This window comes from Pseudomonas sp. GW823-FHT06B06, from assembly GCF_058795195.1.
Genome location: NZ_JBXAHO010000008.1, coordinates 151,355 through 174,073 on the forward strand (window position 1 = coordinate 151,355; position 22,719 = coordinate 174,073).

Sequence of the window (22,719 nt, forward strand, 5' to 3'; positions counted from 1 at the left end):
AGCTTCTGATGCCAAATCGCCTTCCCGTGACAGTCCTCTCGGGCTTTCTTGGAGCCGGAAAAAGTACACTTCTTAATTACATACTACGTAATAGAAATGGTCTGCGCGTTGCTGTCATCGTCAATGACATGAGTGAAATCAATATCGACGGCAGTGAAGTCCAGCGCGATGTCAGTCTCAATCGTGCGCAAGAGAAACTTGTGGAGATGAGCAACGGCTGCATCTGCTGCACGTTGCGGGAAGACTTGCTGAAGGAGGTTAGCTCGCTCGCCGGGGAGGGTCGTTTTGATTACTTGTTGATCGAATCAACTGGCATTTCAGAGCCGCTGCCAGTAGCGGAGACCTTTACCTTCCGCGATGAAAACGGCCAGAGCCTCACCGACATCGCCCGGCTCGACACGATGGTTACCGTGGTCGATGGCATGAATTTCCTGCTCGACTTCCAGGCTGCCGAAAGCCTGGCGTCACGTGGCGAAACGCTGGGCGAGGGTGATGAACGCGCGATCACCGATCTGTTGATCGAGCAGATCGAATTCGCCGACGTCATCCTGATCAGCAAGATTGACTTGATCAGTAGCCGAGAGCGCGAGGAGCTGACGGCGATTCTTGAACGCCTCAATGCGCAGGCGCTAATCATCCCGATGGTCATGGGCGAAGTGCCGTTGGAGAAGATCCTCGATACCGGTCGTTTCAACTTCGAGAAAGCGGCGCAGGCACCGGGCTGGTTGCAGGAAATGCGCGGTGAACACGTGCCGGAAACCGATGAATATGGCATCGCGTCCTACGCCTATCGCGCGCGTCGTCCCTTTCATCCGCAACGCTTCTTCAATTTCATCGATGGCCCGTGGCTCAATGGCAAGTTGTTGCGCTCCAAGGGCTTCTTCTGGTTGGCGAGCAAACACACGGATGCTGGCAGTTGGTCCCAGGCCGGCGGAATGATGCGTTATGGTTTTGCCGGGCGCTGGTGGCGTTTCGTGCCGAAGGATCAGTGGCCGCAGGATCAGGAAAGCACCGCCGCCATCCTGCAGAACTGGGACGCTGATAGTGGGGATTGCCGACAGGAACTGGTGTTCATCGGACAGAACGTCGATTTCGCGCAACTTGCCGCCGAGCTGGACGATTGTCTGTTGAGCGATGAAGAGATGGCGCCAGGCGCAGAGAGCTGGTGCTCGTTGCCTGATCCGTTTGGCCCTTGGTATGAAGAGGCCGCTTGATTCTCAAGGCTCGAGCCAGGTTCCCTGGCTCTGGGCTTCGCAAAACGGCTTCAAATACGCCGCATCCGTGGCAACGCCATAATAGTGAATATCCTGCCGGTAAGGCATATTGGCGACTTGGGCGTTGCTGCACACGCCGAAAGACCCACCAGGGCATTGGTCGACGTACTGCACTTCGACTTTCTGCCCTGCAAGGCTTGGCTGGCAGAATCCATCGGCAAAGAGTTTTTGCGGAATGTTGCGGTTTTGCTGGCAGACTTTCACGTCAAGCCGTTCCGCCTGGCTGTGGACCACGCAAGCCTGGGCCAGCGCCTCGCCACTATTGAGCGCCAGCAGCAACGACATGCCTATCCACCGCATTCTTACCTCCCAAGACACCTTCGATCATGTTGCAGAACATACCCACCCATGTCATCGCCGGGCCACTGGGGGCCGGTAAGACCAGCCTGATCAGCCACCTGCTGGCGCAACGTCCCGCTGGCGAGCGCTGGGCGGTGCTGATCAACGAATTCGGACAGATCGGTATCGATGCCGCGTTGTTGACCCGTGATGCCGATGGTATCGCACTGGGTGAAGTGGCCGGGGGCTGTTTGTGTTGCGTCAACGGTGCGCCGTTTCAGGTCGGTCTCGGCCGTTTATTACGCAAGGCGCGACCGGATCGACTGTTCATCGAGCCGTCCGGGTTGGGGCATCCGGCGCAGTTGCTCCGGCAGTTGCGTGAAGCGCCGTGGCAAGGTGTCCTGAGTGTCCAGCCCTGCGTTCTGGTACTGGACGCCAAGGCGCTGGCTGCTGGCAAGCCGCTCCCGCCGGCGCAACAGGAGGCTTTGGAGAGTGCCGGCCTGTTGCTGATGAACAAGGCGGAACACCTTGATGAAATCGCTCGGCAACGCCTTGTCGCGCAGTTGCCGGAACGCCCATTGTATTGGGCGCACCATGCAGCCTTGCCATTGAGCCAATTGCCTGGCCTGGCCGCGCAGGCTGTGGCGGGTGTGGATAACTTCGTGGCGCCCAAGGGGTTGGCGCAGTTGCCGGCGATCTGGACCGATCCGGCGCTACCGATTTGCTTGAGCCAGGCGCAGGAGGACAGCTGGAGCATTGGTTGGCGCTGGCATCCGAGCCAGACCTTTGACACTAACAGGATCGCTCGGTGGCTCGCAGGCCTTGATTGGCGGCGGGCCAAGCTGGTTATCCACAGCGTCGAGGGGTGGATGTCGGCGAATGCGCTGGATAATGCGGCGCTGGAATGGCGGTCCAGCGAATGGCGCCAGGACTCGCGGATTGAGCTTATTTTCAGTCAGATGCAGGATGTTGAGGTGCTGCAACGAGGACTGGATGGCTGTCGGTTGGGGTGAGGAACAAAAGATTGTCCGAACGCGGCCCGAACCTGCGGCAGCTTCTACAGGGATCGCCAGTTGCGTTAGTTCAAGGCCGCCACTTGGTATGTTCCTGCCGCCACTGGCTCAACTCGATCACCTCGGCACGCGGCTTGACCACGTCGACCACCGTGGCGGTGTCGTCGAATGGCACAGGATAAGGTGCCAGTTCGATCTGTGCGCTGTGTGGGCCGAATTGGGTGATGGTACCGTTGTGGCGAGTTTCGCCGGTTACGGTGAATTCGAAGTTATACACACGGGCCAATCGTCGCCGACCATTGGCATCCTTGATGAACGCGATTTTTTTCAATGCTACGTTGCCATCCAGCAACTCGATCCCGAGCTTGGCGCAATGCTGCTTGACCCGCTCAAGTGCGTGTTCGCGCAAGCCGTGGTTGTGCCATAGCCAGGCAGCCGCGGTAGCGAAAAGCATCAGCACTAGAATATTTCCAAGGGTCAGCATCTACAGGGCGCTCCAACAAGATAGTGTCAGCTTAACTGTGTCGTTGGTCTGTCGTACAGGCTGCGTTTAGTCGCATACTGCGCGGCACGAATTTCAATCGTTTTACGGATAACTCACCGCATGAAACGTACACCCCATCTGCTTGCTATCCAGTCCCACGTGGTGTTCGGTCACGCAGGCAACAGTGCCGCGGTTTTCCCGATGCAGCGGGTCGGGGTGAATGTCTGGCCGCTTAACACCGTGCAGTTTTCCAATCACACCCAATACGGCCAGTGGTCGGGTGACGTATTGGCACCGCACCAGATTCCCGATCTGGTCGACGGTATCGCGGCCATTGGCGAGCTGGGCAACTGCGATGCGGTGCTGTCCGGTTACCTCGGCAGTGCAGCCCAGGGCAGGGCGATCCTGACGGGTGTGGCGAAGATCAAATCGATCAATCCCAAGGCGTTGTACCTGTGTGACCCGGTGATGGGCCATCCGGAGAAGGGCTGCAGCGTACCGGCGGAAGTCAGCGATTTCCTGCTGGAGGAGGCCGCCAGCGTGGCCGATTTCATGTGCCCCAATCAACTGGAGCTCGACAGCTTCTCGGGGCGCAAGCCGCAGTCGCTGTTTGATTGCCTGGCGATGGCGCGGGCGCTGCTGGCACGCGGGCCGAAGGCGGTGTTGGTCAAGCACCTGGATTATCCCGGGAAAAAAACCGATGTCTTTGAGATGTTGTTGGTGACGGCCGAAGGCAGTTGGCACCTGCAGCGTCCGCTGCTGGCGTTTCCGCGTCAGCCGGTGGGTGTTGGCGACCTGACGTCCGGGTTGTTCCTGGCCCGCGTCCTGCTGGGCGACAGCCTGGTGGCGGCTTTCGAATTCGCCGCGTCGGCGGTGCATGAAGTGTTGCTGGAGACGCAAGCCTGCGCCAGTTACGAAATGGAACTGGTTCGGGCTCAGGACCGGATCACCCATCCGCGCGTGCGGTTCGAGGCCACGCCGATCAGTTTGTAATCCGGTTACGGCGAAAAAAATCGCAGCCTGCGGTAGCTTCTACAGAGGCTGCGATCTTTTGCTTCAAGCGTCGCCCTTGATTTCCTGATAACGCTTTTCCAGCTCCTGACGAATCTGACGACGTTGCTGGGCCTGCATATAACGGCGCTTGTCTTCACTGTTTTGAGGTTGCAGTGGCGGCACCGGGGCGGGCTTGCGCTGGTCATCCACGGCGACCATGGTGAAGAAGCAGCTGTTGGTATGGCGTACCGAGCGCTCACGGATATTCTCGGTCACCACCTTGATGCCCACCTCCATGGAGGTGTTGCCGGTGTAATTGACCGACGCCAGGAAGGTCACCAGTTCACCGACATGGATCGGCTCGCGGAAAATCACCTGGTCTACCGACAAGGTCACCACATAGCGGCCGGCATAGCGGCTGGCGCAGGCGTAGGCCACTTCGTCGAGGTATTTGAGCAGGGTGCCACCATGAACATTGCCAGAGAAATTGGCCATGTCGGGGGTCATCAATACTGTCATCGACAGCTGGGCGTTTCCGGGTTCCATAGCGTTCTCACGGGTCAAGGCAAGGTTTGAGGGACGCACCTCTGCGGGCGCTTCAGCGGTTTTTTCAAACCAACAGATATCGGGACGCCGCGCGGGCGGCCGCCGTCACGCCTGATCGATCTGTTTCCATATATTGCACCGCCTTTTCGCCGGAAGTCGCGGTGTTACCCTGCAAAAGCCCGGACCAAGGGAAAAGTCCTACACGCAAAGCAGAATTTTACGCTGCTCGAATCGGACGCTTAGCCGCGTCCGATGATTAAGCCAATGCACCCAAGGAGCCCACGCGATGCATGCCATCAGTTTTATTCAGGATCTGGCAGTGATCATGTTGGTTGCGGGCGTGGTGACCGTACTGTTCCATCGGTTCAAGCAACCGGTGGTGCTGGGCTACATTGTGGCCGGCTTCATTATTGGCCCGCACACTCCACCGTTCGGCCTGATCCATGATGAAGAAACCATCAAGACCCTGGCGGAGCTGGGGGTGATTTTCCTGATGTTCTGCCTGGGCCTGGAGTTCAGCCTGCGCAAGCTGTTCAAGGTCGGTGCCACGGCGTTTATCGCGGCGTTCCTGGAAATCGTTCTGATGATCTGGATCGGCTACGAAATCGGCCGCTGGTTCGATTGGAACACAATGGACTCGCTATTTCTCGGGGCGATCCTGGCCATTTCCTCGACCACCATCATCGTCAAGGCACTCAATGACCTGAAGATGAAAAACCAGCGCTTTGCGCAGTTGATTTTCGGCGTACTGATCGTCGAAGACATCCTCGGTATCGGCATCATCGCCTTGCTGTCCAGTATCGCGGTCAGCGGCACGGTCAGTTCGGGCGAAGTGTTCTCCACTGTCGGCAAGCTTTCGCTGTTCATGATCGTCGCGCTAGTCATTGGCATTTTGCTGGTGCCGCGCTTGCTGGCGTACGTGGCCAAGTTCGAGAGCAACGAAATGCTGCTGATCACCGTGCTGGGCCTGTGTTTTGGCTTCTGCCTGCTGGTGGTCAAGCTTGAGTACAGCATGGTGCTCGGTGCGTTCCTGATTGGCGCGATCATGGCTGAGTCTCGTCAGTTGCTGAAAATTGAGCGCTTGATCGAACCGGTTCGCGATTTGTTCAGCGCGATCTTCTTCGTGGCGATCGGGTTGATGCTCGACCCGATGATTTTGCTGCAATACGCCTGGCCAATTGCGGTGATCACCGTGGCGGTGGTGCTCGGCAAGATGCTGTCCTGCGGCCTTGGCGCCTTCATCGCCGGCAATGACGGACGAACTTCGCTTCGCGTCGGGATGGGGCTGTCGCAGATTGGCGAATTCTCTTTCATCATTGCATCGCTGGGCATGACCCTGCAGGTCACCAGTAACTTCCTTTACCCGGTGGCCGTGGCGGTCTCGGTGCTCACCACGCTAATGACGCCCTATCTGATCCGCGCGGCCGACCCGCTGTCGATCAAGCTGGCCGCGGTGATGCCGCAACGGCTGGCTCGGGTGTTGGGGATGTATGGCGAATGGCTGCGCAGTATTCAACCGCAGGGCGAGGGTGCGTTGCTGGCTTCGATGATTCGGCGGATTTTGCTGCAGGTGGGGGTCAATCTGGCATTGGTGATTGCGATCTTCTTCGCCGGTGCTTACTTTGCCGAAGGCATGTCTACCTATCTGCAAGACTGGATCAGCGACTCGAGCTGGCAGAAAGCTCTGATCTGGGGTGGGGCGCTGCTGCTGTCGCTGCCTTTCCTGATTGCCGCGTATCGCAAGCTCAAGGCGTTGTCGATGTTGCTGGCGGAAATGGGTGTCAAACCGGAGATGGCGGGTCGTCACACGCAGCGAGTGCGCCGGGTGATATCCGAAGTGATCCCGATCCTCTCGCTGCTGGTGATTTTCCTGCTGCTGGCAGCCTTGTCGGCCAGTATTCTGCCGACCAACAAGTTACTGGTCCTGATCGCCGTGGTCGCGGCCGCCGTAGCGGCGTTGCTCTGGCGCTGGTTCATCCGAGTGCACACACGGATGCAGGTAGCCTTGCTCGATACCCTGGAAAACCACAAGGATTCGCCGGGGCATTGATCATGTGAGGGGCGTCGAACGGCTCAGCTTTCCAGCCAGACGTCCCGCGCCCAGTGCCATACCGATTCCCAGGTTTCTTCGGCGATCAGCTCTTCTTCGGCCTGCCAAAGCACTACGGTGCCGTCTTCTTCGACGCAGTAGTAGTTGTCGCCGTCCTGGCAGATCGGGATCAGGCTGCGATCGACGCCTGCATCCCAGGCGTTGGCGGCAACGTCCGGCAGGTAAGTGTGGGATTGCGGGTCCGTGACGGTGACGGGCTCCAGGCTGCCATAGACCACGTCGCTGACGGTCAGCAGGAACTCCCTGAAGACGAACGGAATGTCGATGAACAGTTGTTCTTCGATTTCCACCAGCAGATCTTCGTCGGGCAACTCCAAGGGGACCGGTACCGGTTCGTTGGCTTCACGCAGTTGTTCGATGATTTCTTCCACGTCCGGGATCCTCTTGCTTGTATGGCGCGGTTTATATGGGGCGGTTTATACAGTAGCTCGCTATAGATGCAACCGCGAAATAGAAAACCCCAGCCGAGGCTGGGGTTTTTATTACAACAAGTGAAGCGCGGAGGGGAATCAGCCGTTCTGACGGATACCAGCCACCAGCCAAGGCTGGTTTTCGCCTTGTGCACGTTCCATGTTCCAGCTTTCGCTGAACACTTCGCCCTGGTCGAACCGCGAGGTCTTCGACACGCCGCTGAAGGTCAGGGTGGCGATGGTCTTGTCGGCACGATCTTCTACGCCGTCCAATTGCACATTCAGGTTATCAATGTAGGTGGACTGGAAGCCGTCACCCAGGTCAGCACGTTCGCGCTTGAGGAACTCCAGCATTTGCGGGGTCACGAACTCGGCGATCTTGTCCATTTCGTTCGCGTCCCAGTGTTGCTGCAGGGACTGGAAGTGATTGCGCGCAGCTTCGATGAAGTTGTGTTCGTTGAACCAGGCCGGAGCGTTGATTACCGGACGAGCGGCAACCGGTGCTGCCGCGCCACCGAAGATCGAACCGCCAGCAGGCTTCTGCTCGAACGCCTCACGCTGCATCGGCGCGTAGCCTGCCGGAGCCATTTGCGGCTGCTGCTTGCGACGACGAGCGGCAATGAAGCGGAAGACCAGGAACGCGATGACCGCCATGATCAGGATGTCGAGGATCTGCATGCCCTGGAAACCGTCGCCCATGAACATGGATGCCAGCAGGCCACCAGCGGCGATGCCGGCCAGAGGGCCGAGCCAGCGCGAAGCGCCACCGGCCTTGGCTGCGGCGCCAGCGGCACCGGCTGCACCAGCGGTCGCTGCAGCGCCGCCCATGCCTGGAGAAGAAGGAGCCATCTGGCTGGTCTGGTGTGTCGGCGCAGCGCCTGCGCTTTTGCCACCACCAAAGCGCTTGGCGGCATTGGCGTCGAGGCTCATCGTCAAGCCGATGCACAACGCCATGGCGATGCTAAGAAAACGTTTCATAAAGGGAATTCCCATTTGTGGAAGGCACGCGCGCCATGTTGCACAGCTGAAGTGTTACTGGCTAGCGGCAGAGTGTTTCGAGCTTTTGCCTGACAGGTTGCATTCAGCTTCAGTCAGTGCAATAGGGCTTGTTAACTTTGGTCTGTAGGAAAAGTGGATAAGTTCTGTAAGAAGGATGTCTATCGTCGCAGCGCGAGCATGATGACGCCCGCCGTGATCAGGCCGACCCCACTCCATTGTTGGCGCAGATCAAGCTTCTCGCCCAGCAGGACCACACCGAGCACGGCTACCGGGCCGACCTTGAGTGCACGGAAACAGCAAATCCACGACGCACCGGTGGCAAGGCCAGACAACAACAGGAACGCGTAGCTCCTGGTAGAGATCGTTCCTAAAGACTGATATTGGCCCGTGGCGTATAAAATCAAGGCCAGGCTGACCAGTACCACCACGGTTCGCAATAGGGTGGCGAAGTCTGGATTGACGTTTTCGAGCCGATCTTCGCGAAAATGGCGGTCATTGCCGCGATTGTTGCCTATAGCGGGGCCCAAAATGTCCAGGAAGAAAAGAAGCCTGAGCCCATGACTTTTTCCTTTGGGGCTAATCAACCTTTGGGAGCGAGCCTTGTGGCGAGGGGATTTATCCCCGCTGGACTGCGCAGCAGTCCCATTATTAGGGGCCGCTTCGCGACCCGACGGGGATAAATCCCCTCGCCACAAGGCTCTCTCCCACAGAAAAACAGTCAGTGTGACCTTAAATAGCTTCCAGCTTGGCATACCCCAGCATCAGCCACTTGCTGCCTTCGCTGAAGTTAACCTGTACCCGAGCCGCCGCTCCGGCGCCTTCGAAGTTGAGGATCACGCCGTCACCGAAGATCGAGTGGCGTACAGTCTGGCCCAGGCTGAAGCCGGTCTGCGGAATCTCGCTGCCGCTGAACAGATTGCTGCCACTCATCGACTGATTGCCGCCGTACGGCCGGCTGACGCTGTTGGAAAGCCGTACTTCCTGAATCAGGCCCTTGGGCACTTCGCGTACGAACCGCGAAACCTTGTTGTAGGTCTCGCTGCCGTAGAGGCGTCGGGTTTCGGCATAGGTCATCACCAGGTTCTGCATGGCCCGAGTGATGCCGACATAGGCCAGGCGACGTTCTTCCTCAAGACGGCCGGGCTCTTCCAGGCTCATCTTGTGCGGGAACAGGCCTTCTTCCATGCCCACCAGGAACACATAGGGAAATTCCAGGCCCTTGGCGCTGTGCAGGGTCATCAATTGAATGCTGTCTTCGTGTTCGTCGGCCTGGGTATCGCCGGCTTCCAGCGAGGCGTGACCGAGGAAGGCTGCCAGTGGCGTCAGGTCCTCGTCCTCTTCGCTGTTTTCGAAGTTGCGCGCCGCGCTGACCAATTCCTCAAGGTTTTCTACCCTGGCCTGGCCCTTCTCGCCTTTTTCCGCTTCGTGATAGGCGATCAGCCCCGACTGTTCGATGACGGTCTGGGTCATCAGGTGCAACGGCATTTCCATGCACTTGGCGGCAAGGTTCTCGATCAACTCGACAAACGCGCTCAGCGCGCCGGCTGCGCGGCCGGTAACGCCTTTATTGGCCACCAGCTGGCGCATCGCTTCCCACATCGACACATCACTGTGGCGGGCGTGGTCGCGGATCGCTTCGACGGTTTTCTCGCCGATGCCCCGGGCTGGCACGTTGATCACCCGTTCCAGCGCGGCATCGTTGCCACGGCCTTCGAGCAATCGCAGGTAGGCCATGGCGTTCTTGATTTCAGCACGTTCGAAGAAGCGCTGGCCGCCGTAGATGCGGTAGGGAATGCGCTCGCGCAGCAAGGCTTCTTCCAACACGCGCGATTGGGCGTTGGAACGGTACAGAATCGCGATATCGCTGCGAGCCAAGCCGGTTTTCAGCGCACTTTCGATGGTTTCGACAACGTAGCGAGCTTCGTCGTGTTCGTTGAACGCGGCGTACAGGTTGATCGCTTCGCCGTCGCCGCCGTCGGTCCACAACTCTTTGCCCAAGCGCCCGGTATTGTTGGCGATCAAGGCGTTGGCGGCCTTGAGGATGCCTGCGGTGGAACGGTAATTCTGCTCCAGGCGAATGGTTTCGGCGTCCGGGAAGTCTTCGGAGTACTGGTAGATGTTCTCGATTTTCGCGCCACGCCAGCCATAGATCGACTGGTCGTCGTCGCCGACCACCATCAGACTGTCGCCACCTTTGGCCAGCAGGCGCAACCAGGCGTACTGCACGGCGTTGGTGTCCTGGAACTCGTCCACCAGAATGTGCCGGAAGCGCTTCTGATAGTGCGCCAGCAAGCCAGGGTGATCGCGCCACAGGTCGAGGGCGCGCAGCAGCAATTCGGAGAAGTCGATGACACCGGCGCGCAGGCACGCGGCCTCGTAGGCCTCATAAATGCTGCGCATGGTCGCCAGGAACAGGTCGCCGCTGGCTTGAATGTGTTGCGGGCGCAGACCTTCGTCTTTCTGCCCGTTGATGAACCATTGGGCCTGACGGGCGGGCCAGCGCTGTTCGTCCAGGCCGAGCTCGCGGATCACCCGCTTGACCAGGCGTTGCTGGTCGTCGCTGTCGAGAATCTGGAAGGTCTGGCTCAGGCCGGCTTCCTGCCAGTGCGCCCGCAGCAAGCGGTGCGCCAGGCCGTGGAAGGTGCCGACCCACATGCCGGCCGGGTTGATACCCATCAGCTGCTCGATGCGATGGCGCATCTCGGCAGCAGCCTTGTTGGTGAAGGTCACCGACAGGATGGAGTGGGGCGAGGCGTTTTCGACCTGGATCAACCAGGCGATACGGTGCACCAGCACTCGGGTTTTACCGGAACCAGCACCGGCCAGGACCAACTGACGACCCACGGAGGCAGCTACGGCCTGGCGTTGGGCATCGTTGAGAGAGTTCAGCAGAAGGGAGAGATCATCGCGCATCGGGCCATTCTAGGGGGCCGCGTCACCCCGGGCAAACCCCGCTTCGTTTTAGCCGATGAAAGTTACGCAAGGGACGACCGGTCAGTCATCGGCTGCAATCGTTTGCCGTGCCTGTTTGGCGGCATTTTGCCACCGCTGGCGGCTGATACTTTGGTCTGTTTTTTGATCGGGAGCAGTTTGGTCCGGGCATTGGCTTGTGTATGCTCCGTCGACGTTTCGGGCACATGCTCATCATTATAAGAACAAGAACACTGCCTATGACCCTCAGCTTCGACCTGTCGGGCCCTACTGTGGAGCCCAGGGTTATTCGTAAACAATACGCCATGGAAATGGCGGTCGAACGCACGCGTCTGTTGTATCAGGGGTCCTTGCTGCCCACGCTGTTCATGTTGATCAATGGCCTGGTCTGCGCCGGATTGCTCTGGAGTCCGCAGCGCTACTTCCTGGTCAGTGTCTGGCTGGTGTGGTTGCTGTCGCTGGTGGCATTGCGGGTGATCCAGGTGGCGGCCTTCGATTCGGCGATTCCCAACCGCCAGGCTCATCCGATCTGGCGGCGCATGTTTTTACTGGGCTCGGGTCTCACGGGCCTGACCCTGGCTGGCGCCGGTATTGCTCTGGTTCCTGCCGATAACTTCATTCAACAAGCCTGGGTCTTTGGCCTGATCGGCGCCGCGGCGCTGTCGGCCAGCGTGGCCTATGCGGTGAGTTTGCCGGCGTTCCTGTCCTTCACCTTACCCTGCCTGTTGCCGGCCATTGCCTATATGTTCTGGGGTGGGGATGAGCACGGTTGGGGCTGGTTCGGCTTGATTTTGCTGGGTGCGCTGAGTGTGGTTGCCTGGCAAGTGAACCGGCTGATCGATCGGGGCCTGTTGCGACGCTTCCAGAATCAGGCGCTGATCGAGAATCTGCAGCAGGCGCAGAACTGCAGCGATCAGCTCAATCAAAAGCTGGCCAGGGAAATCGATCAGCGTCGGCGTGCCGAAGACGAATTACGCGAAATCCAGGTCGACCTGGAAAACCGTGTCGCCCAGCGCAGTCTGGAGCTGGACGCGGCCAACCAGGCGCTGAGCAAGAGTGAGGCGCGCCTGGCACTGGCACTGAAGGCCAGCGAACTGGGGTTGTGGGACTGGAACCTGCAAACCGATGAAGTCCATCACACGCAGATCCAGGAATTGTTCGGCCTGGAGCCGGACCAGGTGACGGCATTATTGCGCCACCTCAAACCGCGCTTGCATCCCGACGACCTTCCTGCACTGAAAAAGGCGTTGGTCGAGCATTTGAAGGGGCGCACCGAGGATTACCAGATCGAGTACCGCGTGCGGCATGGCGATGGCCATTGGGTGTGGATCGAGGACCGCGGACGGGCGGTGGAACGTGCCGCCAACGGCCGGGTGATTCGCATGGTGGGCACGCGGCGCGATATCAGTGTCAGCAAGGTCCAGGAAGAGCAACTGCAACTGGCGGCGACCGTGTTCGAGGCCGCCAGCGAAGGCATTGTGATTTTCGATCCGAATTATGCCGTGATCGCGGTCAACCAAGCCTTCAGCCGGGTCACTGGCTATGAAATCGAGGAGGTTCTTGGACGCAACGTGGTCGAGTTGCCCTGCAGTCGCGATGCGCGCCGGCATTACGGTGCGATCCATCTAACCCTGGAGCAGCACGGCAATTGGCAGGGTGAGCTGGTGGAAACCCGCAAGAGTGGCGAGATGTATCCGCAATGGCTGCAATTGACCGCCGTACGCGATGCTCGGGGAAATGTCAGTCATATCGTGGGCTTCTTCGCGGATCTCTCGGCAAGGCGAGAATCCGAGGAGCGCATGCGCTACCTGACCCATCACGACGAACTCACGGGGCTGGCCAATCGCTCGATGTTCCGCGAACGACTCAGCGAAGCACATCAGCGGGTACGCCAGGGCGGTTATCGCAGCCTGGCTTTGTTGCACATCAATCTGGATCGCTTCAAGCAGCTCAACGACAGCCTGGGTCATGAGGTGGCCGATCAGCTATTGCAGAAAATGGCCCGGCGCATGGTCAACGCATTGCCCGAGGCAGACACCATCGCACGCTTGTCCGGCGATGAATTCGCTGTCCTGTTCAATGCCTACGGCAACCTCTCCAGTCTGGCGCGAGTGGCGACTCGCTTGTCGGCCAAATTGCGTGTGCCGGTGACCGTCGACGGTCATGAGCTGGTGGTCAGCGCATCCATGGGTATCAGCCTGTTGCCAGACAACGCTCGGGAAGTATCCGCATTGGTCAGTCAGTCGAACATGGCTATGCAGCACGCCAAGCATTTGGGGGGTAACAATTTCCAGTTCTACACCGATAGCTTGCAAGCCAGCACCCTTGAGCGCCTGCAGCTGGAAAATCATCTGCGCAAAGCGGTCGAAGATAAGCAACTGAAGGTGTTTTACCAACCGAAGCTGTGCCTCGCCACGGGCAAGCTCAATGCTGCCGAGGCCTTGGTGCGTTGGGACCACCCGACCATGGGACGTGTGCCGCCGGGGGATTTCATTGGCTTGGCGGAGGAGACCGGTTTGATCGGCCCAATCGGCGAGTTCGTCTTGCGCCAGGCCTGCTGGCAAGCCTGCGAGTGGCAGCGCCTGGGGCTTGAGGGAATTCGGGTGTCGGTCAATCTGTCGGTGCACCAATTGCGTCAGGGCAAACTGGTAAGCCTGGTGCGTCAGGTCCTGGAAGAAACCGGGTTGGCGCCGCATTACCTGGAGCTAGAACTGACCGAGAGCCAGTTACTCGACAGCGTCGAGCACATTATCGCGACGTTCCAGCAACTGCGTGATTTGGGCGTTACGCTGGCGATCGACGATTTCGGCACCGGGTATTCGTCGCTGAGCTACCTCAAGCGCATCCCGGTGGATTACGTGAAGATCGATCAGGCGTTTATCCGGGGCCTGGGAGAGGGTACGGCAGACGCGGCGATCACTCGGGCAATCATTGCGATGGCGCACGGCTTGAAATTGAAAGTGGTGGCTGAAGGCGTGGAACGGCTGGAGCAGCTTGAATTTTTGAAAGCCGAACATTGTGATGAAGTGCAAGGCTATCTGATCAGCCGGCCGGTTGAGGCCGAGGCCCTGGCACGGTTGCTTCAAGTACAAGGTGTAAGTTGATCGACGAGGTTTTCCGCCAGACACCTGATGTGTCTGGCGGAAAGTTTTAAAGCGTGGGAAACAGGCTGATGGGTAAGCTTCGATGTATCAGGCCAGCTCCCCACACAAGTCCAGTTCAATTAGCCGCCGGACCTCCGCAGGTTCAAGTCCTGCCCCCAGCAAGCCATGCAGCTTGCCGAACGCCGCTTCACGGGTCATGCCGCCACCTGAAAGCACACCGGCCACCCGCAAACGACTGCCCGCCTCATACACGTCCAGTTCTACGCCACCTTCGTGGCACTGCGTGACTGCCACCACCACGACGCCCGCGTCCCGCGCCCGTTCCAGGCTGGCGAGGAACCCGGGATTGTCGCTCGGCCCGGTACCGCTGCCGTAGCATTCCAGCACCAGGCCCTGAATACCGCTGTCGATCAGGCCATCGAGTATTTCGGCGCCGATGCCGGGAAACAGCGGTAACACTGCAACGTTCGCCTGTTGCCGGGCTTGGTTGTAATGCAGTTGCGCCGGAATCGAAGACGCTTTCGCACCACCACCCTGACGTTCCAGTCGCTTGAACGGATGACGGCCGAAACTGCGCACTTTCGCGCAATGGGTTGGGTCCAGCAATTCACCGTGGAAGTACAAGTGCACACCCGGAGCCAGGCCCTGGCCCAATGCAACCAGGGCGCCGCCGAGGTTTTCCCAGGCATCGCTGTCGGTCACGCCGGCCGGCAACATCGAGCCGGTAAAGCAAACGCGTGCGTGCAGGCCGAGCAATTGAAAGCTCATGGCGGCGGCGCTGTAGGCGAGGGTGTCGGTGCCGTGCAGGATCAGCACGCTGTCGCAACCTTGCACGTCCACGGCATCGACCACTGCTTCACGCAATTGCTGCCAATACGCCGGGGTCATGTTGGCGCTGTCGATCAGCGGCGACATTTCGCGAAAGCGCCATTGCGGTACCACGAGATCAGGCTGGCTGTGCAGGTACTCACGCATCCGCGCTTCGAAACCGGACGCCGGCGCCAGGCCGTGGGCACTGGCTTGCATGCCGATGGTGCCGCCCGTGTAGAGCACCATGACGTGCTGGGCGGCAGGGTAGGTCGAGGAATTCATGGAGCTGCTCCGAGAACGATGATGTCCTGTGGGAGCGGGCTTGCTCGCGAAGAGGGAGTGTCAGGCGACATTAGTGTTGTCTGATACACCGCTTTCGCGAGCAAGCCCGCTCTCACAAGGGATTTCGCACTTTAACCGATCAGCGTTGCGCTGCGGGCACGCCTTGCGGCACGGCTTCGGCCTTGGTGGTGACTGTAGGCGGATTGGCTGGCCAGGCCTGGCGATCCAGATCCAGGTCCGGGAACTTGCTCGAATCGAACACCGGCGTCTTGATCCCGGCTGCACGCTGGTCATCGTAGTCGCGCAGGATGCGCATGCCGACCTTGAACAGCAGGAACAGCGCGATCAGGTTGACGAACGCGAGCATCGTCATGGTGATGTCGGCAAAGGCGAACACGGTCCCGAGGTTTTCGATGGCGCCCCAGAAGATCAGCACCAGAACCAGCGCACGGTAGCCCATCAGTGCCTTGCGGTTTTCACCGATCAAAAAGCGCAGGTTGCTCTCACCCAGATAGTAGTTGTAGAGGATCGAGGTGAACACGAACAACGCCAGCGCCACGGAAATGAACATCCGGCCCCAGTCACCGACCACGGCAGCCAGGGAGTTCTGGGTCAGGGCAATACCGTCGCCTTCGAAGCCCGGGGTGTAGAAGCCCGAGAGCAGGATCAGCAGGGCCGTGCAGGTGCAGATCACGAAGGTGTCGAGGAACACACTGAACGCTTGAACCACGCCTTGGGCGACGGGGTGCTCGACCGAGGCCACCGCGGCCACGTTCGGCGCACTGCCCAGGCCCGCTTCGTTGGCGAATACGCCACGTTTAACGCCCATGATAATCGCGCTGCCGATCAGGCCGCCAAATGCCTGGTCAAGGCCGAAGGCGCTTTTAACGATGGTCATCAGCATGCCCGGTACCTGATCGAACTGCAGCACGATCACGTAGATGGTCACGCCGATGTACACCAGGGTTTTCACTGGCACCAGCAGGTCGGCGACCTTGGCGATGCGCTTGATCCCGCCGATGAACACCAGGCCCAGCAGTACGGCAAGGCCAAGGCCGGTCCAGGTGGTATCGAGGCCGAAAGCGTTGTTCAGCGAGTGGGTCACGGCATGGGATTGCAAACCGTTGAAGGCGAAGCCGAAGGTAATCAGCAGCAGGAACGCCATGATCATTCCCAACCAGCGCTTCTGCAGGCCGTGCTGGATGTAATAGGACGGACCGCCACGGAAGGTGCCGTCGGCATCGGTGCGTTTGTAGAGTTGGCCGAGGGAGCATTCAAAGAAGCTGCTGGACATGCCGACCAGTGCGGTCACCCACATCCAGAACACGGCACCGGGGCCGCCCAGTGTCACGGCAATACCGACACCGGCGATGTTGCCTGCGCCGACACGACCGGCAAGGCTGAGCATCAGGGCCTGGAACGAGCTGAGTTGCCCAGCGCTGCTTTTGAGGCTGTCCCGGAACACCGCGAACATGTGGAAGAAGTGACGCAATTGAACGAAACGCGAGCGGATCGTGAAGTAGCTACCGAGCCCGACAATGAGCACGATCAGTACTTTCCCTGAGAGGAAGTCGTTAATGACTTCGAGCATGGTTATTCCTCGCTGTTTTTTGTGTAGGCAGATGCTGGCCAGGAAGAAACATCGTGTTACATCCGTTCGCGCACGGCATAACGGATCAGGCGAAGTTCGTCCCGGATTCATATCGCGGGTTTGTTGTTAGTTCGGGTTTCGCATGGGTTGTGGCCTCGCTACCGACGACCGCTCACGCGAAGAGGGGCGGCACTATACCGATGACAGTGCCGTCCGTCTGCACGGTTGTGGTGCAAGATCAAAAGATCGCAGCCTGCGGCAGCTCCTACAGGGACCGCATTCCCCCGTAGGAGCTGCCGAAGGCTGCGATCTTTTCGCTTGTAAAAAAAAGGGCTTGGAGAGAAATCTCCAAGCCCTCAAAAGGTGAGAGGTGTCTAGTCCCTCGACCTGGTGAGCGGTGCTACAGCGTTGGTTAAGCCTTCAGAGGCACCAGACGCGGGGCAATCATGTTTTCCGGGCGCAGGATGTCGGCGAGCATGGCGTCGTCGAGCAGACCTTCTTCGCGCACCAGTTCCAATACGCCGCGGCCGCTTTCGAGGGCGATGCGGGCGATACGGGTGGCGTTTTCATAGCCGATGTACGGGTTCAGCGCGGTCACCAGGCCGATCGAGTGCTCGACCAGTTCACGGCAACGTTCTTCGTTGGCGGTGATGCCGGTGATGCAGTGCTCGCGCAGCATGTCCATGGCGCGTTGCAACAGGCGGATCGAGTCGAAGATCTTGAAGGCGATCAGCGGCTCCATCACGTTCAGTTGCAGCTGGCCGCCTTCGGCCGCGATGGTCAGGGCCAAGTCGTTGCCGATGATCTGGAACGCTACCTGATTCACGGCTTCCGGGATTACCGGGTTGACCTTGCCTGGCATGATCGAGCTGCCTGGCTGACGCGCCGGCAGGTTGATTTCGTTGATGCCGGTTCGTGGGCCGCTGGACAGCAGGCGCAGGTCGTTGCAGATCTTCGACAGCTTGACCGCGGTGCGCTTGAGCATGCCGGAGAACAGCACGAAGGCGCCCATGTCAGAGGTGGCTTCGATCAGGTCGGCTGCCGGTACAAGCGGGTGACCGCTGATGGTGGCCAGGCGCTGAACGGCCAGGTGCTGGTAACGCGGGTCGGCGTTGATGCCGGTGCCGATTGCGGTACCGCCCAGGTTCACTTCGGTCAGCAGCTCGGGTGCCAAGGTCTTCAGGCGTGCCAGGTCTTCGCCCAAGGTCGTGGCGAACGCACGGAATTCCTGGCCAAGGGTCATCGGCACAGCGTCTTGCAGCTGGGTACGGCCCATCTTCAGGACGTGGCTGAATTCTTCACCTTTGGCGGCGAACGACTGGATCAGGCTGTCGAGGCTGGCCAGCAGCGCGTCATGACCCAGCAGCAGACCCAGGCGGATCGCGGTCGGGTAGGCGTCGTTGGTCGACTGCGCCATGTTCACGTCGTTGTTCGGGTGCAGGTACTGGTATTCGCCCTTCTGGTGACCCATGGCCTCCAGCGCGATGTTGGCGATGACTTCGTTGGCATTCATGTTGGTAGAAGTGCCAGCGCCGCCTTGAATCATGTCCACCACGAATTCTTCGTGGAAATCGCCGCGGATCAGTCGTGCACAGGCTTCGCTGATGGCCGCGTGCTTGGCTTCACTCAAGTGACCCAGCTCGCGGTTGGCGTCAGCGGCGGCTTGCTTGACCATGGCCAGGCCGACTACCAGCTTCGGGTAATGCGAGATCGGAACGCCGGAGAGACGGAAGTTGTTCACCGCTCGCAGGGTCTGGATGCCGTAATACGCTTGAGCCGGTACTTCGAGTACGCCAAGCAGGTCTTTTTCTGTGCGGAATGATGCAGCGGAGGACATGATAGAAATCATCTCAATATGGACCCGGGCTGTGCCGGAACACTGCAAATGCTAGGCTTGTGGAGAATTTTGGGCCAATGCTGTTAAACACTGGCCTATGCACATTCGGCATAATGCCCATGTGACGCCATGTTGACGGCGAGCGTGTGACCTAATTTGGTGCGTGTCCGGGAGGATGTGATGAATCTGGAAAGTAAATGGCTGGAGGACTTCAGTGCCCTGGCCGCCACCCGCAGCTTCTCCCAGGCAGCGGAACGCCGCTTTGTGACTCAACCGGCCTTTAGCCGCCGAATCCGCAGCCTCGAAGCCGCGCTGGGATTGACCCTGGTCAACCGCTCCCGCACGCCGGTCGAGCTGACGGCGGCAGGCCAGTTGTTCCTGGTTACCGCGCGTACCGTGGTCGAGCAGCTCGGTGAGGTGCTGCGCCACCTGCATCATCTGGAAGGCGGGCAGGGCGAAGTGATGCAAGTCGCGGCGGCACACTCACTGGCTCTTGGGTTTTTCCCTCGCTGGATCGCGCAACTGCGCAATGAAGGCTTGAACATCGCCACACGGTTGGTCGCCACCAACGTTGGCGACGCCGTGCATGCGTTGCGCGAGGGCGGTTGTGACTTGATGCTGGCGTTCTATGACCCGGACGCGGCCATGCAGATGGACCCTGAGATTTTTCCTTCCTTGCACCTTGGGCACACCGAAATGCTCCCGGTGTGCGCGGCAGACGAGCAGGGCAAGCCCCTGTTCGACCTGGAGGGCGAGGCAAGCGTGCCATTGCTGGCCTACAGCGCCGGAGCGTTTCTTGGGCGTTCGGTCAATGGTTTGCTGCGCCAGCGCGCGCTGCGCTTTACCACCGTGTATGAGACCGCCATGGCCGATAGCCTCAAGAGCATGGCCCTGGAAGGCCTGGGGATTGCCTGGGTACCACAACTGAGTGTGCGCGCCGAGCTGGCGCGCGGTGAATTGGTGGTGTGTGGTGGCCCGCAATGGCATGTGCCGCTGGAGATTCGTTTGTACCGCTGCGCGTTGGTGCGCAAAGCCAACGTGAGGTTGTTGTGGCGCAAGCTGGAAGGCGGGGCAGCGCAGGGCGCGACCAATTCTTGAACACAATGAAAACCCTGTAGGAGCGGGCTTGCCCGTGAAGGGGCCAGCAAAATCAACATAAATGTGTGATGTGTCGACGTTATCGCAGGCAAGCCAGCTCCAACAGGAATTCGTGGTGTACTGGATTGACCTTCAGGTCAATAAATCCGGTGCTTTGCGGTGGGTGACAGATGGTCGCAATGGGGGCTGTTTATCTGCTTCATTGAGGTATACTGCGCGGCCTTCGGCCGGTTCGCCTGGCCATAATTCGTACAATCAAGCCACGCATTCTGCGTGGCTTGTTGTTTTTTGATGCGCCTGCGGGCGCCCAGAGAGAAGAGGCACGACGATGAGTGCATTGGTTGGCGTGATCATGGGCTCCAAGTCCGATTGGTCCACCCTTAGCCACACCGCCGATATGCTGGAAAAGCTCGGCATCCCTTACGAGGTGAAAGTGGTCTCTGCCCACCGCACCCCGGACCTGCTGTTCCAGTACGCTGAAGAAGCCGAGGCGCGTGGCATCGAGGTGATCATCGCCGGTGCCGGTGGCGCAGCCCACTTGCCTGGCATGTGTGCAGCCAAGACCCATCTGCCGGTGCTGGGCGTGCCGGTGCAGTCGGCGATGCTCTCGGGCGTCGATTCGCTGCTCTCCATCGTGCAGATGCCAGCAGGCATTCCGGTCGCCACCCTGGCCATCGGCAAGGCCGGTGCGATCAACGCCGCCCTGCTTTCGGCGAGTATCCTGGGCGCCAAGCACCCGCAGTTCCACGCGGTGCTGAAAACCTTCCGTGCTGAACAGACAGACAGCGTCCTGGAAAATCCAGACCCACGCATCGCCTGAGGTTGTTGACGATGAAGATCGGTGTAATCGGTGGCGGCCAATTGGGTCGCATGTTGGCGCTGGCGGGAACTCCGCTGGGTATGAACTTCGCTTTCCTCGACCCGGCGCCGGACGCGTGTGCCGCCGCGTTGGGTGAGCATCTGCGCGCCGATTACGGCGATCAGGATCACCTGCGTCAGCTGGCCGATGAAGTCGATCTGGTGACTTTTGAGTTCGAGAGCGTCCCGGCGGAAACCGTGGCGTTCCTGTCGCAGTTCGTGCCGGTTTACCCGAGTGCCGAAGCCCTGCGCATCGCTCGTGATCGCTGGTTCGAAAAGAGCATGTTCAAGGACCTGGGCATTCCAACCCCGGCGTTCGCCGACATTCAGTCGCAAGCCGATCTGGACGCCGCCGTGGCTTCCATCGGTCTGCCAGCCGTGCTGAAAACCCGCACCCTGGGTTACGACGGCAAGGGCCAGAAAGTCCTGCGTACAGCTGAAGATGTGGTTGGCACTTTCGCCGAGCTGGGCAGCGTGGCTTGCCTGCTGGAAGGTTTCGTACCCTTCACCGGCGAAGTCTCGCTGATCGCCGTGCGCGCCCGCGATGGCGAAACCAGGTTCTATCCGCTGGTACATAACACCCACGACAGTGGCATCCTCAAGCTGTCCGTGGCCAGCACCGATCACCCGTTGCAAGCCTTGGCCGAAGATTATTCCAGCCGTGTGCTCAAGCAGCTGAATTATGTTGGCGTGATGGCGTTCGAGTTCTTTGAAGTCGACGGGGGCCTGAAGGCCAACGAAATTGCCCCGCGCGTACACAATTCCGGGCACTGGACCACCGAAGGTGCCGAGTGCAGCCAGTTCGAAAACCACCTGCGGGCGGTCGCCGGCCTGCCGCTGGGTTCAACCGCCAAGGTCGGCGAAAGCGCAATGCTGAACTTCATCGGTAAAGTGCCGGAGACCGACAAAGTCCTGGCCATCGCCGATTGCCACCTGCATCACTACGGCAAGGCATTCAAGGTCGGCCGCAAGGTGGGTCACGCCAATCTGCGCTGTGCAGACCGCGAAACGCTGGCCGCACAGATCCTCAAGGTCGAAGCGCTCATCGCCGAGTAAAACAGTTTCATGTGGCAGCGGCGGAACCATTCAGGGACCGCCGTTCTCTCATGGCAGGATGCCAAAGTCTGACTAGGCTTTGGACACTGCCATTTAATCAGAGGGAAATGCCATGGGAATCATCGGAACCATCTTTATCGGCTTGATCGTCGGCCTGCTGGCACGCTTCCTTAAACCGGGCGATGACAGCATGGGCTGGATCATGACCATCCTGCTTGGTATCGGCGGTTCGCTGGCAGCCACCTACGGCGGCCAGGCTCTGGGTCTCTATCAAGCGGGTGAAGGCGCAGGCTTCATCGGCGCACTGGTGGGCGCCGTCATCTTGCTGGTGATCTACGGCTTGATCAAAAAGAACTGACTCAAGCGACAAAGTCCTCTCGGCTGCGCAGCCCGGGAGGACTAGAATGCCCGGCGATCTCCTTAACCCTACCGGGCATTTTCATGCGACGTCTTCTGCTGACTCTTGTTTTACTGAGTACGGGCCTTGCCCATGCCGGCGAGCTGCCGGAAACCGACTGGCTCGAACTGATGCCCAAGTCGGACCAGAAAGCCCTCGAGGCCATGCCTGAAATCGACCACGACTCTCCGGAAGCCAATGGCACCTTCACTGAAAAAGGTGGCATGAAGCAGAGCAAGGGCTTGCCCGCGGTGATGTATTCGACCAAGACCGTAGCGTCCATGAACGACAAGGACATCCGTATCGGTGGCTATCCGGTACCGCTGGAGTCCGACGCCAAGGGCCGCAGCACCTTGTTTTTCCTTGTGCCATACCCGGGGGCCTGCATCCACGTACCGCCGCCGCCACCCAATCAATTGGTGCTGGTGCGTTATCCCAAGGGTTTGAAGCTGGAGGATATCTACACGCCGCTGTGGGTGACCGGCACGCTGAAGATCGAGAAGGTCAGCAATGACCTGGCGGATGCGGCGTATGCGCTGGACGCGGCGAAGGTGAGGGTGGTGCAGGAATCGGACCTGTGATCGAGTGAAGCAAAAAGATCGCAGCCTGCGGCAGCTCCTACAGGGATCTGTGTAGGAGCTGCCGCA

At 59.6% G+C, this 22,719-nt stretch carries 19 protein-coding genes and 1 pseudogene; 10 read left to right on the forward strand and 10 right to left on the reverse strand.

Annotated elements, in window-relative coordinates; translation table 11 throughout:
- Positions 1 to 8 precede the first annotated feature (8 nt).
- Positions 9 to 1,214 (forward strand): zinc metallochaperone GTPase ZigA, encoded by a 1,206-nt coding sequence (gene zigA / locus AC1Q8Q_RS09745; RefSeq protein WP_083349926.1) that lies wholly within the window; start codon positions 9 to 11, stop codon positions 1,212 to 1,214.
- A gap of 3 nt (positions 1,215 to 1,217) precedes the next feature.
- On the opposite strand, the gene AC1Q8Q_RS09750 is transcribed toward zigA, so the two are convergent.
- A complete protein-coding gene (locus AC1Q8Q_RS09750) occupies positions 1,218 to 1,574 on the reverse strand; it encodes an NADH:ubiquinone oxidoreductase (RefSeq protein WP_492615001.1) in 357 nt (118 codons plus the stop codon).
- 26 nt (positions 1,575 to 1,600) lie between these two features.
- On the opposite strand from AC1Q8Q_RS09750, the gene AC1Q8Q_RS09755 reads away from it, so the two are divergent.
- Positions 1,601 to 2,566: a CobW family GTP-binding protein gene (locus AC1Q8Q_RS09755; RefSeq protein ID WP_492615002.1), complete on the forward strand. Its 966-nt coding sequence runs from the start codon at positions 1,601 to 1,603 to the stop codon at positions 2,564 to 2,566.
- A 70-nt stretch (positions 2,567 to 2,636) separates the two neighbouring features.
- On the opposite strand, the gene AC1Q8Q_RS09760 is transcribed toward AC1Q8Q_RS09755, so the two are convergent.
- Positions 2,637 to 3,050 carry a DUF3301 domain-containing protein gene (locus tag AC1Q8Q_RS09760; RefSeq protein ID WP_020797952.1) on the reverse strand — a complete coding sequence of 138 codons (414 nt, stop codon included), beginning with the start codon at positions 3,048 to 3,050 and terminating at the stop codon, positions 2,637 to 2,639.
- A gap of 120 nt (positions 3,051 to 3,170) precedes the next feature.
- Here AC1Q8Q_RS09760 and pdxY point away from each other — a divergent pair, with 120 nt between their 5' ends.
- The gene (gene pdxY / locus AC1Q8Q_RS09765; protein WP_020797951.1) at positions 3,171 to 4,043 is read left to right on the forward strand and encodes a pyridoxal kinase PdxY; all 873 of its coding nucleotides are present in this window, start codon (positions 3,171 to 3,173) and stop codon (positions 4,041 to 4,043) included.
- Between the two features lie 63 nt (positions 4,044 to 4,106).
- On the opposite strand, the gene AC1Q8Q_RS09770 is transcribed toward pdxY, so the two are convergent.
- Positions 4,107 to 4,589, reverse strand: a complete 483-nt coding sequence (locus tag AC1Q8Q_RS09770; RefSeq protein WP_041073853.1) for an acyl-CoA thioesterase — start codon at positions 4,587 to 4,589, stop codon at positions 4,107 to 4,109.
- A 286-nt stretch (positions 4,590 to 4,875) separates the two neighbouring features.
- Between AC1Q8Q_RS09770 and AC1Q8Q_RS09775 the strand changes: the two genes are divergently transcribed.
- Positions 4,876 to 6,639, forward strand: a complete 1,764-nt coding sequence (locus AC1Q8Q_RS09775) for a cation:proton antiporter (RefSeq protein ID WP_020797949.1) — start codon at positions 4,876 to 4,878, stop codon at positions 6,637 to 6,639.
- A 23-nt stretch (positions 6,640 to 6,662) separates the two neighbouring features.
- On the opposite strand, the gene AC1Q8Q_RS09780 is transcribed toward AC1Q8Q_RS09775, so the two are convergent.
- The 4 genes and pseudogenes from AC1Q8Q_RS09780 to uvrD form a co-directional block, all read right to left on the reverse strand.
- Positions 6,663 to 7,070, reverse strand: a complete 408-nt coding sequence (locus tag AC1Q8Q_RS09780; RefSeq protein WP_168757008.1) for an SMI1/KNR4 family protein — start codon at positions 7,068 to 7,070, stop codon at positions 6,663 to 6,665.
- Between the two features lie 138 nt (positions 7,071 to 7,208).
- On the reverse strand, positions 7,209 to 8,087 hold the full coding sequence (locus AC1Q8Q_RS09785) for a Tim44 domain-containing protein (protein WP_033038818.1): 879 nt from the start codon (positions 8,085 to 8,087) through the stop codon (positions 7,209 to 7,211).
- Positions 8,088 to 8,266: 179 nt separating this feature from the next.
- A pseudogene (locus AC1Q8Q_RS09790) lies at positions 8,267 to 8,604 on the reverse strand (EamA family transporter).
- A 233-nt stretch (positions 8,605 to 8,837) separates the two neighbouring features.
- Positions 8,838 to 11,021, reverse strand: a complete 2,184-nt coding sequence (gene uvrD, locus AC1Q8Q_RS09795) for a DNA helicase II (protein ID WP_168757005.1) — start codon at positions 11,019 to 11,021, stop codon at positions 8,838 to 8,840.
- Between the two features lie 257 nt (positions 11,022 to 11,278).
- Here uvrD and AC1Q8Q_RS09800 point away from each other — a divergent pair, with 257 nt between their 5' ends.
- Positions 11,279 to 14,143 (forward strand): EAL domain-containing protein, encoded by a 2,865-nt coding sequence (locus AC1Q8Q_RS09800; protein ID WP_492615003.1) that lies wholly within the window; start codon positions 11,279 to 11,281, stop codon positions 14,141 to 14,143.
- 87 nt (positions 14,144 to 14,230) lie between these two features.
- On the opposite strand, the gene AC1Q8Q_RS09805 is transcribed toward AC1Q8Q_RS09800, so the two are convergent.
- From AC1Q8Q_RS09805 to aspA, 3 genes are all read right to left on the reverse strand, one after another.
- Entirely contained in the window at positions 14,231 to 15,235 is a 1,005-nt protein-coding gene (locus tag AC1Q8Q_RS09805) for an asparaginase (protein ID WP_020797943.1), read from the reverse strand.
- Positions 15,236 to 15,374: 139 nt separating this feature from the next.
- Positions 15,375 to 16,826, reverse strand: coding sequence for an alanine/glycine:cation symporter family protein (locus AC1Q8Q_RS09810; RefSeq protein ID WP_020797942.1), 1,452 nt, complete (start codon positions 16,824 to 16,826; stop codon positions 15,375 to 15,377).
- Positions 16,827 to 17,238: 412 nt separating this feature from the next.
- A complete protein-coding gene (aspA, locus tag AC1Q8Q_RS09815) occupies positions 17,239 to 18,663 on the reverse strand; it encodes an aspartate ammonia-lyase (protein ID WP_020797941.1) in 1,425 nt (474 codons plus the stop codon).
- Between the two features lie 180 nt (positions 18,664 to 18,843).
- Here aspA and AC1Q8Q_RS09820 point away from each other — a divergent pair, with 180 nt between their 5' ends.
- From AC1Q8Q_RS09820 to AC1Q8Q_RS09840, 5 genes are all read left to right on the forward strand, one after another.
- Complete coding sequence (locus AC1Q8Q_RS09820; protein WP_033045512.1) at positions 18,844 to 19,761, forward strand: LysR substrate-binding domain-containing protein; 918 nt, start codon at positions 18,844 to 18,846, stop codon at positions 19,759 to 19,761.
- A gap of 328 nt (positions 19,762 to 20,089) precedes the next feature.
- Complete coding sequence (gene purE, locus AC1Q8Q_RS09825; RefSeq protein WP_007971731.1) at positions 20,090 to 20,581, forward strand: 5-(carboxyamino)imidazole ribonucleotide mutase; 492 nt, start codon at positions 20,090 to 20,092, stop codon at positions 20,579 to 20,581.
- Between the two features lie 11 nt (positions 20,582 to 20,592).
- Complete coding sequence (locus AC1Q8Q_RS09830) at positions 20,593 to 21,675, forward strand: 5-(carboxyamino)imidazole ribonucleotide synthase (protein WP_020797939.1); 1,083 nt, start codon at positions 20,593 to 20,595, stop codon at positions 21,673 to 21,675.
- A gap of 112 nt (positions 21,676 to 21,787) precedes the next feature.
- Positions 21,788 to 22,033, forward strand: coding sequence for a GlsB/YeaQ/YmgE family stress response membrane protein (locus AC1Q8Q_RS09835; protein WP_020797938.1), 246 nt, complete (start codon positions 21,788 to 21,790; stop codon positions 22,031 to 22,033).
- Positions 22,034 to 22,116: 83 nt separating this feature from the next.
- Complete coding sequence (locus tag AC1Q8Q_RS09840) at positions 22,117 to 22,653, forward strand: DUF3299 domain-containing protein (protein ID WP_083349920.1); 537 nt, start codon at positions 22,117 to 22,119, stop codon at positions 22,651 to 22,653.
- The last annotated feature ends 66 nt before the right edge of the window (positions 22,654 to 22,719 follow it).

Bases quoted from the DNA above. Each gene is read 5' to 3' on its own strand.
- AC1Q8Q_RS09770 (WP_041073853.1), bottom strand. From the start codon at position 4,589: ATGGAACCCGGAAACGCCCAGCTGTCGATGACAGTATTGATGACCCCC.
- AC1Q8Q_RS09760 (WP_020797952.1), bottom strand. From the start codon at position 3,050: ATGCTGACCCTTGGAAATATTCTAGTGCTGATGCTTTTCGCTACCGCG.
- AC1Q8Q_RS09800 (WP_492615003.1), top strand. From the start codon at position 11,279: ATGACCCTCAGCTTCGACCTGTCGGGCCCTACTGTGGAGCCCAGGGTT.
- AC1Q8Q_RS09805 (WP_020797943.1), bottom strand. From the start codon at position 15,235: ATGAATTCCTCGACCTACCCTGCCGCCCAGCACGTCATGGTGCTCTAC.
- pdxY (WP_020797951.1), top strand. From the start codon at position 3,171: ATGAAACGTACACCCCATCTGCTTGCTATCCAGTCCCACGTGGTGTTC.
- AC1Q8Q_RS09775 (WP_020797949.1), top strand. From the start codon at position 4,876: ATGCATGCCATCAGTTTTATTCAGGATCTGGCAGTGATCATGTTGGTT.
- purE (WP_007971731.1), top strand. From the start codon at position 20,090: ATGAGTGCATTGGTTGGCGTGATCATGGGCTCCAAGTCCGATTGGTCC.
- AC1Q8Q_RS09835 (WP_020797938.1), top strand. From the start codon at position 21,788: ATGGGAATCATCGGAACCATCTTTATCGGCTTGATCGTCGGCCTGCTG.
- zigA (WP_083349926.1), top strand. From the start codon at position 9: ATGCCAAATCGCCTTCCCGTGACAGTCCTCTCGGGCTTTCTTGGAGCC.
- AC1Q8Q_RS09750 (WP_492615001.1), bottom strand. From the start codon at position 1,574: ATGCGGTGGATAGGCATGTCGTTGCTGCTGGCGCTCAATAGTGGCGAG.
- aspA (WP_020797941.1), bottom strand. From the start codon at position 18,663: ATGTCCTCCGCTGCATCATTCCGCACAGAAAAAGACCTGCTTGGCGTA.
- uvrD (WP_168757005.1), bottom strand. From the start codon at position 11,021: ATGCGCGATGATCTCTCCCTTCTGCTGAACTCTCTCAACGATGCCCAA.
- AC1Q8Q_RS09840 (WP_083349920.1), top strand. From the start codon at position 22,117: ATGCGACGTCTTCTGCTGACTCTTGTTTTACTGAGTACGGGCCTTGCC.
- AC1Q8Q_RS09785 (WP_033038818.1), bottom strand. From the start codon at position 8,087: ATGAAACGTTTTCTTAGCATCGCCATGGCGTTGTGCATCGGCTTGACG.
- AC1Q8Q_RS09755 (WP_492615002.1), top strand. From the start codon at position 1,601: ATGTTGCAGAACATACCCACCCATGTCATCGCCGGGCCACTGGGGGCC.
- AC1Q8Q_RS09820 (WP_033045512.1), top strand. From the start codon at position 18,844: ATGAATCTGGAAAGTAAATGGCTGGAGGACTTCAGTGCCCTGGCCGCC.
- AC1Q8Q_RS09810 (WP_020797942.1), bottom strand. From the start codon at position 16,826: ATGCTCGAAGTCATTAACGACTTCCTCTCAGGGAAAGTACTGATCGTG.
- AC1Q8Q_RS09830 (WP_020797939.1), top strand. From the start codon at position 20,593: ATGAAGATCGGTGTAATCGGTGGCGGCCAATTGGGTCGCATGTTGGCG.